The organism is Stenotrophomonas sp. 71799_Sma, from assembly GCF_056482505.1.
The window spans coordinates 3,427,424-3,442,916 of record NZ_CM151202.1; the positions used below are offsets into that span (position 1 = coordinate 3,427,424).

The window sequence follows — 15,493 nt, forward strand, 5'->3', positions numbered from 1 at the left end:
ATTCACGTCTTCGTTCATCTTCAGGTCATATTGATGTGCCCGCCACAAGGACCCTGCCGACCATGGAACTGCGCTTGTCCCCCGCCCGCCTTGGCGCCGCCGCACTGGCGGCGCTGTGCATTGCCCCTGCCCTCGCAAGCCCTCTGCCAGCCGAGGATTTCGCCAAGATCCCCACCATCCAGTCGGTCACCATGAGCGCCGACGGCAAGCAGCTGGTCGCGATCGTCGCCGCGCCCGGCAGCGACAACAGCGATACCGCCCTGGCCAACTGGAACCTGGATAACCTCGGCGCCGGTCCGGTCGCCATCACGCCATCCGGTGACCGGATGAAGTTCATCGCGGCAAGCGCACTGAAGGCGGGACGCAACCTCGTCATCGGACGCCAGGAATGGACAGGCAAACTCGGCGGCTGCGGTGAAGGCAACAGTACGGGAGCCACCAAGACCTTCCTGACCAAGGCCTACCTCACCGACGCTACCCAGACCAAGTTCGACGAGGCTTTCGCCAACAACACCCGCACGCTCGGGGTCAGCCCCGAGACCCTTCGCTGCCTCGAACTTGCGGGTACCGCCTCGCTCGTCCATGGGCTGCCGCTGGATGCAGACAGGGTCATCATCAGCCAGCTCAATGAGGCCACGCTGCAGGCCAACTACTATCGCTTCAACCTGCGCACGGGCCAGACCGAACTGCTGTTCAAGGGCAGCTCCCGCACGTCACCCGGCCTGTTCCATCCCCGAACAGGTGAAGTCCTTACCCAGACCCAGGTCGAATCCGCCGGCTCCGACGATTTCGAACAACGCATTCTGATCAAGAACAGCGCCGGCCAGTTCGAAGTGCACGCCCCCCTGACCACCCGACTGAGCGAACGCTATACGGTGGAAGTCGTCGGCATAGACGATGACAGCGGCAAGCTGTACGTGCTGACCGACCAGTTCTCCGATCTGGTGCAGGCGCGACTGTACGATCCTGCCAAAAAGGAGTTCGACAAGGAGCCTCTGGCCGCCCATCCGTCCTTCTCGATCAGTTCACTGATCCTGGGCACGCGCAAGAGCAACTTCAACCAGGTCCTCGGCTTCTATATCGACGGTCCGCAGCGACAGGCCGTGTACGTGGATCCGCAGATGAAGGCCCTGCAGGAGGGCCTGCAGAAAGCCTATCCCGGCCTGAGCATCTACATCACCGGCTACAACGACGACCTTTCGCGCGTCCTGTTCACCACGGAAAGCAACCGCAACCCGAAGAGCTACTTCATCCTGGCCGATCGCAAGGATGTCGTGCCACTCGGCAATGAGCGCCCCTGGGTGGACAGCAAACAGATTGGCGAACAACGCTGGGTGACCTACACCGCACGCGATGGGCTGCAGATTCCAGCGATTCTGGATCTCCCGCCGGGCTGGAAGCAGGGCGACGGCCCGCTGCCGGCACTCGTTCATCCGCACGGCGGGCCGTGGGCGCGCGACTACACTGGCTGGGATGCATCAGGCTGGGTACCGTTCTTCACTTCGCGCGGCTACGCCGTGTTGCGCCCTCAGTACCGCGGCAGCGCCGGCCTTGGCCGCAAGCTCTGGCTGGCAGGTGACGCCGAGTGGGGCCAGAAGATGCAGGACGACAAGGATGACGGCGCCGCCTGGCTGGTCTCACAGGGCATCGCCGCCAAGGACCGGATCGCGATCTTCGGCTATTCCTACGGTGGTTTCGCGGCTGCCGCTGCAACGGTCCGAAGCCCATCGCCCTACCAGTGCGCCATCGCGGGTGCCCCGGTCACTGATCTTGGCCGACTGGGCACCTCCTGGAGCCAGAACCGCCTGCAACGCATTCTGCAGGGGCGCACGGTGAAGGGCATGGACCCGATGCAGAACACCGCGAAGGCCACGATTCCTCTGCTGACCTTCGTCGGCGACCGTGACGTACGCACGCCGTCCTTCCATGCGAGGAACTTCTACAACGGCGTACAGGGCAAGGTGCCGGCCCGGTTCGAACTGATCCCCGACATGCCGCACAGCATGCCCTGGTACCCCGTGCACTTCCGGACGACATTGACGCTCATGGCCGACTACCTGAGCAAGGATTGCGGCCCCGGCGGCCTCTGATCCCTCCCCGGGCACCCTCGCTTTCACCAAGCCCCTGCCGGCCAGGCAGGGGCTTTTTCATGCCCCAAATACTGAATTTCCCCATAACAACAGCAAGTTAAGAGATTTTAATATTCATGTTGCATTTACTTTACGCGACTCATACACTCCATTAACCGAAGCATAACAAGTGGGGATCAAAACGAAATGCGCAACGCCAACCGCCAATCAAAGCCAAGCCGCGTCCCGTTGACTCTTGCTGTGCTGGCCTGCCTGCAGGTCGCACCGGCTCTGGCCCAGGAATCCACCCAGCAGGAAGCAAAGGCGTCAAGCAGCTCAAGCGCTTCCACCCGCGCAACCGATCTTGACAAGGTTACGGTCACCGGCTCCCTGATCCGCCGTGCGGACTACGAGACCACTTCGCCGGTGTTCACGATCAACGCCGAAACCAATGCGAAGCAGGGCCAGGTCAACGTGGCCGAGTTCCTGCAGAAGTCGGCCATCGGTTCGGCCGAAACCCAGATCACCCACCAGTTCGGCGGCTTCGTCGTGGACGGCGGCACCGGCGTACAGACCGTGTCGCTTCGCGGCCTGGGCGCCAACCGCACCCTGGTGCTGCTCGATGGCCAGCGCCCCGGCCCGGCCGGTACCCGTGGCGCCGTCGGCGCCTTCGACCTGAACGTCATTCCCACCGCCATCCTGCAGCGTGCCGAGATCGTGAAGGACGGTTCGTCCTCGATCTATGGTTCCGACGCGGTGGCCGGTGTGGTCAACCTGATCACCAAGAAGAACATCGAGCGCCCGGAGCTGACCGTCACCGGTCGCGTGCCGACCGAGGGTGGCGGCGAAGTGTTCTCGGCGTCGCTGGCCAATGGCTGGAACTTCGAAAAGGGCAGCGTCGTGGCTGCCGTCGAGTGGTACAAGCACTATGAGCTGACCCGCGGCGACCGCGACTATCTGAAGTGCGGCAACGACCTGATCAAGGACGCGGACGGCAACCGCATCGATCGCGAAGATCGCTCGGTCAACGCCGGCACCCCGCTGGCCGGCTGCAACAACATGCTTCACAACGTGGTCGACATCGGCAGCACCCGCTATGTGCCGTCGGGTGATGGCACCACTGTCGGCCCGCTGCCGGGCTACCGCCCGCGCAAGACCCAGACCTATGCGCGTGGCCAGGCCTTCTACGATGAGCCGTTGAACTTCGCCCGTTGGGGCGAGGGCCAGATCATCAACCAGCAGGAACGCAAGACGGTCTACCTGGCAACCGATTTCGGCTTCGATTCGGTCAACTGGAAGACGCAGTTCCTGTTCAACCGCCGCGAAACCGAAACGTTCGCCTGGCGCCAGTTCTTCCCGTACGCATACCTGCCGGGCACCCGCATCGAAGCCAATCCGGTGATGCTGTTCAAGTCGCAACAGGATGTGACGGTCGACTACTTCTATGCCGCCACCAAGCTTGACGGCCTGTTCAAGGGCACCGACACCTGGGCATGGGAAGTCAATGCGAACTTCAGCCACTCCAAGGGCAAGTACGGTAACCTCGCCATCCAGGCCTCCAAGAGCGGCGACCTGGACTACACCGATGCTCCTCCGGCGGTGAACTACTTCGATCCGGAGTACCTCAGCGGCCGCAAGGTCGATGAACTGGTCGACAAGCTGGGCGTCTGGGACTGGGGCAAGACCATCTACAAGCAGGCCACCATCAACGCCGTCGTCAGCGGCGACCTGTTCGAGATGCCGGCGGGTGCGGTCGGTTTTGCGGGCGGCCTGGAATACCGCTACTACTCGATCAACGACCAGCCGGGCGAATTGTCGCGCGCCGGTGACATCTGGGGCTCGTCCTCGGCTGATGTGACCAAGGGCAACGACAAGGTCAAGGAAGCCTTCGTCGAGCTGGACGTTCCGCTGCTGAAGGGCCTGCCTGCGGTGGAGTCGCTGAGCCTGAACGCCTCCGGCCGTGTATTCAAGTACGACACGGTGTCCGGTTCGGACAACGTCTGGAAGGTCGGCCTGAACTGGCAGATCATCCCATCGGTGCGTCTGCGTGGCTCGATCGGCACTTCCTACCGTGCTCCGGGCCTGTATGAGCTGTACCTGGGCAACCAGACCGGCTTCTTCCAGCAGGCAAACGATCCGTGCGTCCGCTGGGGTGAAAGCTCCAACAGCGCCTATCAGACCAACTGCGCAGCCGCAGGCATTCCCGCCGATTATGCGGGCGGCGGCTCGAGCGGTACCTCGTACGCCACCGGCGGTGGCAGTGGCCTGATTCCCGAAACCTCGCGTGCGAAGACTGCGGGTATCGTGTTCACTCCGACCTTCGCCAACCTCAGCGTGGCCATCGACTACTTCGACTATGAAGTGAAGGATGAAATCGCCCAGCTCGGCAGCACCAACATCATGCGCGGCTGCTACGGCGGCACGGTGTACCCGAACAGCTACTGCGACCTGCTGAAGCGCAACCCGGCTACCGGCAACCAGCCGTATGCGGTGACCGAGATCCAGAACAAGTACATCAACATCAACAAGCAGCGCACCCGTGGTTACGACCTGACCGCCAACTTCGATCACGACTTCTCGTTCGGCAAGTTCTCGGCCGAGACCCAGGTCACCTACACGATCGAAGACACCCAGGAAGTGTTCTCCAGTGCGGCTGCAAGCGGCCTGGAATCCTCGGAACTGCTGGGCGACATCGGCCGTCCCAAAGTCGTGGGCAATCTGGCATTGAGCCTGACCCGTGGCGACTGGTCGTTCAACTGGCTGACCACCTATATCCACAAGACCGAAGACATCGACCTGAACCCGGTGTACACCTATCAGGGCCGTCCGAACTCCTACCGTGACATCGTTGCCGATTCGCGCACGTACCACACCGCTTCGGTCAGCTACGCGCAGGCCGACTGGGAAATCCTGGTGGGTGTCAGCAACATCTTCAACAAGACCCCGCCGTTGATCTCCACCGGCGTCAGCGATGCCCGCTACGGCAACATCCCGGCATTCGCAACCCAGTACGACCTGTACGGCCGCACCCCGTTCGTGCGTCTGAAGTACAAGTTCTGATCCACGCCTGATCGCAGGACCCCGACAGACCCGGCTTTTGCCGGGTCTGTCTTTTCCGGCCCACGAAGCGGCCCCCTTGCGCCCGGCCATGACCTTCGACACCCTTGCAGGGCAGGCCGGCGGCGTATTGTTCGGCCCACGGCCGTCCCCGCGGCCCTTCCCTGACTCACTCGGCCTGGAGGCCATCAAAGTGACCCGTACTCCCAAGATCGTGCTGCTGACCCTGGCCGTTTCGGCCGCGCTGGTCGGCTGCGGCAAGAACGAAACCCCGGCCAAGGATGCCACCGCCTCCACGCCGGCTGCGGCCGAAGCCACCAACTACACGCTGGACGAGAGCAAGCTGCCGGCCTACAACGCCTTCCAGCCCAGCGATCTGGATGCCAGCAAGGACGCCTGTGGCGCCTTCGGCGACTACGTGAACAGCAAGTGGCTGGCCGCCAATGAAATTCCGGGCGACCGCACCAGCTGGGGCGCGTTCACCATCCTCGACGAGCGTTCGGTGGCCGTGCAGCACCAGCTGGCTGAACAGGTCGCGCAGGTCAAGAACCCGAACCATATCGAGAAGATCGTCGGCGACCTGTGGGCCACCGGCATGGACGAAGCCAAGATCAATGCCCAGGGCATCGAGCCGCTGAAGGCCGATCTCACCGCGATCGACGGCCTGCAGGACAAGGCGGCCATCGCCGACTACCTGCGCAGCAGCGCGGCCAAGGGTGACAACGTCCTGTTCGGCTTCGGCGCTGAAGCCGACTTCAAGAACTCGGCCGTGAACCTGGCCTACGCCAGCCAGGGCGGCCTGGGCCTGCCGGACAGCACCTACTACACCGATGCCAAGAACGCCGACAAGCTGAAGGCCTACCAGGCACACGTCGCCAAGGTGCTGGAGCTGTCCGGCGTCGCCGCTGCCGACGCTGCCAAGCAGGCCGAGGACGTGGTCAAGTTCGAGACCCGCCTGGCCAAGGCCTCCAAGTCGCGCGTCGAGCTGTCGCGCAACGTCGAGCTGTACTACAACCCGGTCACCCTGGCTGACGCCGACAAGCTGACCCCGAACTTCAGCTGGACCGAGTTCTTCAAGTCGCAGGGCGTAGCCGCGCCGGAGAAGTTCTCGCTGGCCATGCCGGCCTTCCATGAGGAAGTGAGCAAGGCGCTGGGCGATACCGATCCGTCGGTGTGGCGCGCCTACCTGCGCTTCCACACCGTGGACAGCGCTTCGCCGTACCTGGCCGATGCCTTCGTGCAGGAGAACTACGAGTTCTACGGCAAGACCCTCAACGGCCAGAAGGAACAGAAGCCGCGCTGGAAGCGCGTGCTGGGCACCATCGAGAACGACGCCGGTGAAGCCTTCGGCCAGCTGTACGTGAAGGTTGCCTTCTCGCCGGAAGCCAAGGCGAAGATGGAAGAGCTGGTGAAGAACCTGGCCGCTTCGCTGAAGGAACGCATCCAGGGCCTGAGCTGGATGAGCGATGAAACCAAAGCCAAGGCCATCGCCAAGTGGGAAACCTTCACCCCGAAGATCGGTTACCCGGACAAGTGGCGTGACTGGGCGGGCCTGCAGACCCAGCGCGACAGCTACCTGGGCAATGTGCGCGCGGCCAGTGAGTTCAACTACAAGTTCAACCTGTCCAAGATCGGCAAGCCGGTGGACAAGACCGAGTGGGGCATGACCCCGCAGACGGTCAACGCCTACTACAACCCGCTGCAGAACGAGATCGTGTTCCCGGCCGCCATCCTGCAGCCTCCGTTCTTCGATCCGAAGGCCGACGACGCACTGAACTATGGCGGCATCGGTGCGGTGATCGGCCACGAAATGACCCACGGTTACGACGACCAGGGTGCACGCTTCGGGCCGACCGGCAACATGGAAGACTGGTGGACTGCCGCTGACAAGAAGAACTTCGAAGGCTTGACCGGCAAGCTGGTCAAGCAGTTCGACCAGTACAAGGTCGACGGCCAGGCCGTGAACGGTCACCTGACCCTGGGCGAGAACATCGCCGACCTGGGCGGCCTGGCTACCGCCTACGACGCCCTGCAGAAGGCCTCCGCCGGCAAGGAAGATGCAAAGGTCGATGGATTCACCCGCGACCAGCGCTTCTTCTTCAACTGGGCCACCGTGTGGCGCACCAAGTACACCCCGGAAAACGCCAAGGTCCGCCTGGCCACTGACCCGCACGCGCCGGCGCAGTTCCGAGCCATGGGTGCGCCGTCGAACCTGCCGACCTTTGCTGCGGCCTTCCAGTGCAAGGCCGGTTCGCCGATGGCCCGCGCCGGCGAGCAGCAGGTGGTGATCTGGTAAGCCCTGGCTGATGCCAAGGTAGACCTGCAGAGGCCCGGGAATTCCCGGGCCTTTGTTTTTTGCCGCGCCCGTCATCCACGCATGGCGTGGATCTACTGCGCCTGTGCAGGCCCACGCCATTGGCAGATGCCGACCTTGGTCGGCGCACGGCACGGCGGAGCCACCGTGATGCGTGCATGCGGTGTCGATGCCACACACCCGGTAGCGCCAGGCCATGCCCGGCGGATGCGCCGTGATGCGTGCATGCCGCGCCCATGCGCGGCTTGCTATAGTGCGCGCGCCCTCAATCCATCACGGATTCGTTCCACATGCCCAATTTCCGTCCGCTTGCCATCGCCCTGGGCATCAGCCTGGCGACTCTGGTCCCGACCCACGATGCGTTCGCCGCCAAGAAAAAGGCCGCGCGTGCCCCGGCTGTCAGTGCCCAGTGCAGCGACTTCTACGACGCCACCAATGCCGGCTGGCTGAAGGCCAACCCGGTGCCGCAGACCGGCGCCACCACCGCGCTGGGCCAGCTGGTCGACCGCAGCCGCCAGCAGCAGCGTGAACTGCTCGACGCAGCGATGAAGGCGCCGCAGGGCAACGTGCAGAAGCTGCTGGGTGACTTCTGGGCCAGTGGCCTGGACGAAGCGGCCGTGGAAGCAGACGGCTCCAACCCGATCGCCCCGCTGCTGACCCGCATCAACGCCATCAAGAAGGCCAAGGATGTGCCGGCCTCGATCGCCGCACTGCACCAGGTCGGCATCCCGGTGGCCTTCAACTTCGGCCCCGACGTCGATCTGAAAGCGCTGGACCGTCACATCGGCTACTTCATGCAGGGCGGCATGGGCCTGCCGGATCCGGCGTTCTATACCCGTACCGACGCCGACACCGTGGCGCTGATGGGCCGCTACCGCAACTACGTCAAGCAGATCCTGGCACTGACCGGCACGCCGGCGGCCAAGCTGGATGCCGAGTCGCAGGCGGTGATCGCGCTGGAAACCGAGCTGGCACGCAATGCGCAGTCGCTGGCCGGCATCAACAACCCGTTCAACAACTACGCGCCGATCTCCACCAAGGAGCTCAACAGCCGCTACCGCAACCTGCAGCTGGATGCCTTCCTGAAGGCACAGGGCGTGGATGACGACCTGGTCTCGCTGGCCGACCCGGGCCTGTTCAAGCAGCTCGACGGCATGGTCACCAAGCTCAAGCCGGACCAGTGGAAGGCCTACCTGCGCTGGCGCGTGGGCGACTCGATGGCGCCGTACCTGTCCAAGGCCTACCGCGACGCCGAGTTCGAATTCCGCGGCCGCGTGCTGCGTGGCGAAACCCTGCCGCCGCAGCGCTGGGAAGACGTGCTGGAGGCGATCAACGTAGCCGCTGGCCCGATGGTCGGTCGCGAATACGCTGCCCGTTACCTGTCCGCCGAAGATCGTCGCCAGGCGGCGTGGATCGTCGACAAGGTGCGCGAAGTGCAGATCGAAGCGGTCAAGAACAGCAGCTGGATGAGCACCGAAGCCAAGGCCGAAGCGCAGGCCAAGCTGGCTGCGCTGAAGATCGAGATTGGCACCCCGCTGCGCGACCTCGACTACAGCGTGCAGCCGATGGGCCGCGGTTCGTTCGGTGGCAACATGCTGATTGCTTCGACCTGGCGCCATCGCGAGGAAATGAAGCGCATCGGCAAGGGCAATGCCGACCGTCGCTGGGACGTGCTGCCGCAGCAGCCGTCGCTGGCCTACGATCTGGCCCAGAACCGCCTGATCGTCACCGCCGCGATCCTGCAGGGCCCGGTGTTCAACGCCAAGGCCGACGCTGCCGACAAGTTCGGCAGCTTCGGTGGCCTGGTCGGCCATGAGCTGACCCGCGCGATCGATGCCAAGGGTGCGCTGGTCGACGCCAAGGGCGAGCTGCGCAGCTGGTGGACCCCGGCCGACAAGACCGCCTGGACCCTGCTCGGTAACCGCGTGGCCGCGCAGTACAGCGCCTACGACTTCCCGGGCGTGAAGGGTGCCAAGGTCAACGGCACGCTCACCCAGGAAGAGAACCTGGCCGACATCGCCGGTCTGGAACTGGCCTGGGCGGCGTATGTCGCACAGGAGCCGAAGGCCAAGCAGGCCCAGCAGCAGGGCTTCTTCCGCGCCTGGTCTGCGCTGTGGGCGCAGCAGCTGGCGCCGAACGAGGCCGTACGCCGCCTGACCGCCGACATCCGTGCACCAGGCCTGTGGCGCAGCAACGGCACGCTGGCCAACCTGCCGGCCTTCGGCGCCACCTTCAGCTGCAAGGCCGGCCAGCCGATGCAGCGCAGTGAAGCCGAGCAGATCAAGGTCTGGCGCTGATCCAGCTGCCACACGGGTAACGCAGAGGGCGCCTTCGGGCGCCCTCCTTTTTTGCAGGTGCAGCACGATCCCGGATTAACACCGCGCATGCTATCGCTGCGGCTTCGTCCAACGTGGAGCCCCGACATGGCACACAAGAACACGATCTGTGTCTGGTATGACAACGGCGCGCTCGAGGCCGCCACCTTCTACGCCAGTATCCTGCCCGACAGCGCGGTGACCGCCGTGCATCACGCCCCCGGTGACTATCCGGACGGCAAGGAAGGCAACGTACTGACCGTTGAATTCACGGTCTGCGGCATCCCCTGCGTCGGCCTCAACGGCGGCACCGCGTTCAAGCACAGCGAAGCGTTTTCCTTCCAGATCCAGACCGAGGACCAGGCCGAGACCGACCGCCTGTGGAATGCGATCGTCGGCAACGGTGGCCAGGAGAGCCAATGCGGCTGGTGCAAGGACCGCTGGGGCATCTCCTGGCAGATCAGCCCGCGCATGCTCATCGAAGCGGTGACCAGCCAGGACAAGGCACTGGCCAAGCGCGCATTCAACGCGATGATGCCGATGAAGAAGATCGACATCGCCACCATCGAAGCAGCGATCAAAAAAGGGGACGGAGGGGATTAAGTCGTTTTTTCCCCATTGCCGGTGACCCCATGCGAATTGCGACTTAATCCCCTCCGTCCCCTTTTTCCGAGGTGCAGATGACCTGGGATGCGATCATCGTTGGTGGTGGCCACAACGGCCTGGTCTGCGCCGCCTATCTGGCACGTGCCGGAAAGAAGGTGCTGGTGCTGGAACGTCGCGGCGTTCTTGGCGGCGCTGCAGTCACCGAGGAATTCCATCCCGGCTTCCGCAATTCAGTCGCCTCGTACACGGTCTCGCTGCTGCAGCCGAAGGTGATCGACGACCTGCAGCTGCATGCGCATGGGCTGCGCATCGTCGCGCGCCCGGCCAACAACTTCCTGCCATTGCCCGACGACCGCTATCTGTTGTCGGCACCTGGCCGCACTCAGGCCGAAGTGGCGAAGTTCTCCGAGCGGGATGCGCAGCGCTTGCCCACGTACGAGGCACGCCTGGAAATCTTCGCCGACGTACTGCGCGCATGGGCCCTGCGCGCGCCGCCCGACCTGGGTGTAGCAGGCGGTTGGCGTGCGCTGCCCGCACTATGGCAGATGGGGAAACTCGGCCGCGAACTGGCGGCGCTGGATGCGCCACTGCGGCAGGAACTGCTGGACCTGTTCACGCTGTCGGCGGCGGAGTACCTGGACCGTTGGTTCGAGAGCGAGCCGATCAAGGCGCTGTTCGGCTTTGATGGCATCGTCGGCAACTACGCAAGCCCGTATACAGCGGGCAGTGCCTACGTACTGCTGCACCACGTATTCGGCCAGTGCAATGGCGTAAAGGGTGCGTGGGGCCACGCGATCGGCGGCATGGGCGCGATCAGCCAGGCCATCGCCAGCGCGGCGCGCGAGGCCGGGGCCGAACTTCGCGTGGATGCCGGTGTGCAACAGGTACTGACCGAACAAGGCCGCGTCGTGGGGGTGGAACTGGTCAACGGCGAAACCCTGCGTGCACGCGCGGTGGTGGCCAACGTCAATCCGAAGCTGCTGTACGAACAGCTGCTGGAGCCGACGCAAGTACCCGCTGCCACACGCGAACGCATGACGAACTGGCGCTGCGGTTCCGGCACCTTCCGGATGAACGTGGCGCTGTCGCGGTTGCCGGACTTCCGTGCCCTGCCCGGCCCCGGCGATCACCTCAGCGCCGGCATCATCATGGCCCCCAGCCTGGACTACATGGACCGCGCCTGGCTGGATGCGCGCCGCGAAGGCTGGTCGCGCGAACCGATCGTAGAGATGCTGATTCCGAGCACGCTGGATGATTCACTGGCGCCGCGCGGGCAGCATGTGGCCAGCCTGTTCTGCCAGCACGTGGCGCCGGTACTGCCCGACGGGCGTAACTGGGATGATCACCGCGAGACTGTGGCGGACCTGATGATTGCCACCGTCGAACGGTATGCGCCCGGCTTTGCCGGCAGCGTGCTCGGTCGGCAGGTGCTGTCGCCGCTGGATCTGGAACGCACCTTCGGCCTGGTCGGCGGCGACATTTTCCATGGCGCGCTCAGTGCCAACCAGTTGTTCTCGGCACGGCCGATGGTCGGCCAGGCCGGCTATCGCGGTGCCCTGCCCGGTCTGTACCTGTGCGGTGCGGGCACCCATCCCGGTGGTGGCGTCACTGGTGCGCCCGGGCACAATGCCGCGCAGGTGGTGTTGCAGGATGGGTAGAGGTGTGCCGACCAACGGTCGGCACCTACCGCGTCAAATGATCCCATTCAAAGCGTGCCAACCAAGGTTGGCACCTACCCGCGTGGGACAAGGCGTGCCGACCAACGGTCGGCACCTACAGCGTCAAATGATCCTTCGGATCATTTGACGCTGCGCAGATGGTTCGGGCGCTTCGGTGGGCCAGGCGGGCGGCGCTTGTTGAACGGCGATTGCCCGCGCCAGTAGCGGATCAGCAACCAGCCGAACAGCATGCCGCCGAGGTGTGCGAAGTGGGCCACGCCCGGCTGCCAGCCGGTCATGCCCAGCACCAGTTCGCCCACGCCGAACAGGATCACGAAGGTGCGTGCCTTCATCGGGATCGGCGGGAACAGCAGCATCACCCGCTGGTTGGGGAACAGCATGCCGTAGGCCAGCAGCAGGCCAAACACGCCGCCGGAGGCGCCCAGCACCGTGGCCGGGTTTTCCAGCAGCGTGCCCACCAGTAGCTGGCAGACACCGGCACCGGCCACGCACACCAGGTAATACAGCAGGAAGCGCTTCTCGCCCCAGGTCTGCTCCAGCGGCGCGCCGAACATGAAGACCGCCAGCATGTTGAAGAACAGATGGCCGAAGCTGCCATGCAGGAAGCCGTAGGTCAGCAGCTGCCAGGGCTGGAAGTTGCCGCCCGGCGAGAATGCGTCGAAGCCCTGCTGAAGGGGTTGCAGCATGAACGGCTCGAAGGTCTGCATGCCGAGCAGGAACGGCTGCTGCAGCAGGAACAGGATCGCATTGGCGATCAGCAGGGCCTTGGTGACGGTAGGCAGTCGCGGGAACATGGGAGCACCGGCATGGAACGGCCTCCATCATAGCCGCAGCACCGTGTCTTGTTGGCGACCGGCAGGCGCGGCCTGTTCAGTCGCCAGCGTTGCTCAGCCCGGACCCCACACAGCGGCATCCAGTGCTGCCGCCGGATCAGCCGCCGGCATCCGCACCCGGCCGTTCTCCACCCGCACGCCCTCGGCGCGCAACCGCTGTGACTGCTCGCGCCAGCCGGCCGACCCTTCCTCCATGGCAATGCGCCCATCCGAGCGCAGCACGCGATGCCAGGGCAGGTCCGGGTCGTCGTTCTGGCCCAGGATGCGCGCGGTCAGGCGTGCACGCCCGGGCAGGCCCGCGCGCATCGCCACCTGCCCATAGCCCATCACCTGCCCCGCCGGGATCGCGCGGATCACCGCCAGGATGCGCGCACGCGCCTGCTCCGGCGTCAGCGCCGCAGGCGGGTTACCAGCAGAACGCCGATCAGCACCAGCACGGTGCCGGCGATCTGCGCCGGCCCCATCGGTTCGTCGAGCAGCCATAGGCTCATCACGATGGTGGAAACAGGGCCCAGCATACCGACCTGCGCGGCCAGCGACGAACCCACGCGCTGCACCGCCAGCATGATCGCCAGCACTGGCAGCACCGTGCACACGGTGGCATTGACCAGCGACAGCCACTGCACCGGCGCAGGCGCCTGCCACAACAACGGCAGCGGATGGGTCACCGCGAAATGCAGCAGCACCAGCACGCTGGCCACGCAGCTGGCGTAAGCGGTCAGCCGCACCGCTCCGATACGCGCGACCACCTGCCCGCTGCCGAACAGGTACAGCGCATAGCTGAGCGCACTGCCCAGCACCAGCAGGCTGCCAACGATGATCTGCCCACCCTCGCGCTGCAGGTCATGGCCGAACGCCAGCAGCACGCCCAGATAACTCAGCACCAGCGCACCGATCTGCCATCGGCCCGGCCGCTGGCGCGCCAGCAGCACGTTGATCAGCAGCACCAGGGTCGGGTTCAAGTACAGGATCAGCCGTTCCAGCGTCACGCTGATGTACTGCAGGCCCTGGAAGTCGAGCAGGCTGGACAGGTAGTAGCCGGTGAAACCCAGCCACAGCACGCGGGCGCGGTCGGCCCAGGACAGTGGTTCGGCCCGACGCGCGGCCCACAGCGCCATCAGTACGAACAGCGGCAGCGCCATCAGCATGCGCAGGGCAAGCAGCGTGGTGGCATCCACGCCGTGACGCAGGCCGAGCTTGACAATGATCGCCTTGCCGGAAGCAGCGATGGCGCCGATCGCGGCCAGGCCGATACCCCCCAGCGCAATGCGTGGGGAGGCGGTGGCGATACGGGAAGCGGGATTGGACATCAGGACGACGGCGGGCCGCTCGGAGCGGCCCGGGAAAGCGTGGGGGCGCCCATTGTCGCACGGGGGCGTCCGGTGCCCGCCTTGTAGAGTCGAGATCCTATGTTCGTGGTCAAGCCTGCTGGAAGCAGGCTTGACCCACCTTCAGCATGGCCGGATCGAAGTCCCGGCCGCTTTTGAAGACACCCCAGGCGATCCTGGCCAGCTTTCTGGCCAGGATGTTGAAGACGGCGGTGCTGGGGTGACCGCGTTTTGACAGCTCGTCGTAGAGCGGTTGCCCCTGGCGACACCGCTTGAGCCCCATGGCGGCCATGTAGAGCATCTGGCGCAGCACTGGCGTGCCCTGTTTGGACAGCCGACGCCGTCCCGTTCTGCCGCCAGACTCGTTAGGCCGGGGATCCAGGCCGGTGCAGGCGATCCACGCGTTGGCGTTGGCCAACGGCCAGCGCGTCATGTAGTAGATCAGGTGAGCGGCGACGGCGGGGCCGATACCAGGGATGGTCAACAGGCGCTTGTAGAGCGTGCCATGCTCTCCATCGCGCCCCAAGCGCTGCAGTTCGCTTTCCAGCTCGGACAGCGTCCCAGCCAGAGCGCAGAACAGATCTGACAGCTCCCCGGGGGCACTTTTGCTTACCCCGAAGGATTGCTCCAGGCGCGCGCGTGTCTTTACCAGCGTCTGCCGCTTGCGCAGCAAATCGTGCATCTGCTGCTGCTCGTCGGTACGCGGTACGTATTCACGCAGGCGATCGTTCTCCTTCTTCACGTACCGGGCGATCGCTTCGGCGTCCATGGCGTCCGTCTTGCCACGCGAGCCCGTCGCCCGGCCGTAGTGCTTGATCAGACGTGGATTGATCACATAGACAACGTGGCCTGCCTGGCCAGCCATCCGAGCCAACAACTCGTAGTACCGCCCCGTCGCCTCCATGCCAATCCGGCATCGCTGGGGCAAGGTGTTGAGCCACTGGGCTATGCCGGCCCGGGTGTTGGCGATCCTGTCGCCGGCCTTGCGGTCGGCCACTGCCGGTACGAACTCCTTGGAGTCCACGTCCACGCCAATATCGAGAGAATCAGACATTTGTACGGCTCCCAGCTATCTTTAAGGGGCTGGGGTGGTACCGCACCGACGTTAGCTTGCCTACATCGACGATCCCCTTTGGGGGCCGTACGATCCTTTATCGACGTTCGTGTGCGGGATGGGGATCGCTCGACTCGTCTGTCGGCTAGTATCCGCAGATGCATGCTTGACGGTCCCTCCACCCTGGCTCCTACATACCTCGTAGGAGCCGGGAGGAACATACAAGCCATGCTCGACT

At 64.6% G+C, this 15,493-nt stretch carries 10 protein-coding genes; 6 read left to right on the forward strand and 4 right to left on the reverse strand.

All coding sequences use genetic code 11. From position 1 onward, the window contains the following. Positions 1 to 62: 62 nt before the first annotated feature. The 6 genes from ACZK4Z_RS16040 to ACZK4Z_RS16065 all read left to right on the forward strand — a co-directional run bounded on the left by ACZK4Z_RS16040 (position 63) and on the right by ACZK4Z_RS16065 (position 12,019). Positions 63 to 2,090 carry an alpha/beta hydrolase family protein gene (locus ACZK4Z_RS16040; protein ID WP_049398711.1) on the forward strand — a complete coding sequence of 676 codons (2,028 nt, stop codon included), beginning with the start codon at positions 63 to 65 and terminating at the stop codon, positions 2,088 to 2,090. 186 nt (positions 2,091 to 2,276) lie between these two features. Beyond that, positions 2,277 to 5,129 (forward strand): TonB-dependent receptor domain-containing protein, encoded by a 2,853-nt coding sequence (locus tag ACZK4Z_RS16045; RefSeq protein ID WP_125893993.1) that lies wholly within the window; start codon positions 2,277 to 2,279, stop codon positions 5,127 to 5,129. Positions 5,130 to 5,319: 190 nt separating this feature from the next. Beyond that, on the forward strand, positions 5,320 to 7,422 hold the full coding sequence (locus ACZK4Z_RS16050; protein WP_049398732.1) for a M13 family metallopeptidase: 2,103 nt from the start codon (positions 5,320 to 5,322) through the stop codon (positions 7,420 to 7,422). A gap of 308 nt (positions 7,423 to 7,730) precedes the next feature. Then, entirely contained in the window at positions 7,731 to 9,737 is a 2,007-nt protein-coding gene (locus tag ACZK4Z_RS16055) for a M13 family metallopeptidase (RefSeq protein WP_049460715.1), read from the forward strand. A 126-nt stretch (positions 9,738 to 9,863) separates the two neighbouring features. Then, positions 9,864 to 10,358: a VOC family protein gene (locus ACZK4Z_RS16060; RefSeq protein ID WP_032128230.1), complete on the forward strand. Its 495-nt coding sequence runs from the start codon at positions 9,864 to 9,866 to the stop codon at positions 10,356 to 10,358. A 77-nt stretch (positions 10,359 to 10,435) separates the two neighbouring features. Then, a complete protein-coding gene (locus ACZK4Z_RS16065) occupies positions 10,436 to 12,019 on the forward strand; it encodes a phytoene desaturase family protein (RefSeq protein WP_293799069.1) in 1,584 nt (527 codons plus the stop codon). Positions 12,020 to 12,159: 140 nt separating this feature from the next. On the opposite strand, the gene ACZK4Z_RS16070 is transcribed toward ACZK4Z_RS16065, so the two are convergent. From ACZK4Z_RS16070 to ACZK4Z_RS16085, 4 genes are all read right to left on the reverse strand, one after another. Next, positions 12,160 to 12,834 carry a rhomboid family intramembrane serine protease gene (locus ACZK4Z_RS16070; RefSeq protein WP_032128229.1) on the reverse strand — a complete coding sequence of 225 codons (675 nt, stop codon included), beginning with the start codon at positions 12,832 to 12,834 and terminating at the stop codon, positions 12,160 to 12,162. A 93-nt stretch (positions 12,835 to 12,927) separates the two neighbouring features. Continuing rightward, complete coding sequence (locus ACZK4Z_RS16075) at positions 12,928 to 13,356, reverse strand: MGMT family protein (protein ID WP_428993065.1); 429 nt, start codon at positions 13,354 to 13,356, stop codon at positions 12,928 to 12,930. Continuing rightward, on the reverse strand, positions 13,263 to 14,183 hold the full coding sequence (locus ACZK4Z_RS16080) for a DMT family transporter (RefSeq protein ID WP_049423794.1): 921 nt from the start codon (positions 14,181 to 14,183) through the stop codon (positions 13,263 to 13,265). Before ACZK4Z_RS16080 ends, ACZK4Z_RS16075 begins: the two co-directional genes overlap by 94 nt. Positions 14,184 to 14,292: 109 nt before the next feature. Beyond that, positions 14,293 to 15,255 carry an IS110 family transposase gene (locus tag ACZK4Z_RS16085; protein ID WP_478450912.1) on the reverse strand — a complete coding sequence of 321 codons (963 nt, stop codon included), beginning with the start codon at positions 15,253 to 15,255 and terminating at the stop codon, positions 14,293 to 14,295. Between the last annotated feature and the right edge of the window lie 238 nt (positions 15,256 to 15,493).

Bases quoted from the DNA above. Each gene is read 5' to 3' on its own strand.
- ACZK4Z_RS16045 (WP_125893993.1), top strand. From the start codon at position 2,277: ATGCGCAACGCCAACCGCCAATCAAAGCCAAGCCGCGTCCCGTTGACT.
- ACZK4Z_RS16080 (WP_049423794.1), bottom strand. From the start codon at position 14,183: ATGTCCAATCCCGCTTCCCGTATCGCCACCGCCTCCCCACGCATTGCG.
- ACZK4Z_RS16085 (WP_478450912.1), bottom strand. From the start codon at position 15,255: ATGTCTGATTCTCTCGATATTGGCGTGGACGTGGACTCCAAGGAGTTC.
- ACZK4Z_RS16055 (WP_049460715.1), top strand. From the start codon at position 7,731: ATGCCCAATTTCCGTCCGCTTGCCATCGCCCTGGGCATCAGCCTGGCG.
- ACZK4Z_RS16070 (WP_032128229.1), bottom strand. From the start codon at position 12,834: ATGTTCCCGCGACTGCCTACCGTCACCAAGGCCCTGCTGATCGCCAAT.
- ACZK4Z_RS16040 (WP_049398711.1), top strand. From the start codon at position 63: ATGGAACTGCGCTTGTCCCCCGCCCGCCTTGGCGCCGCCGCACTGGCG.
- ACZK4Z_RS16060 (WP_032128230.1), top strand. From the start codon at position 9,864: ATGGCACACAAGAACACGATCTGTGTCTGGTATGACAACGGCGCGCTC.
- ACZK4Z_RS16075 (WP_428993065.1), bottom strand. From the start codon at position 13,356: ATGGCTGCTCGACGAACCGATGGGGCCGGCGCAGATCGCCGGCACCGT.
- ACZK4Z_RS16065 (WP_293799069.1), top strand. From the start codon at position 10,436: ATGACCTGGGATGCGATCATCGTTGGTGGTGGCCACAACGGCCTGGTC.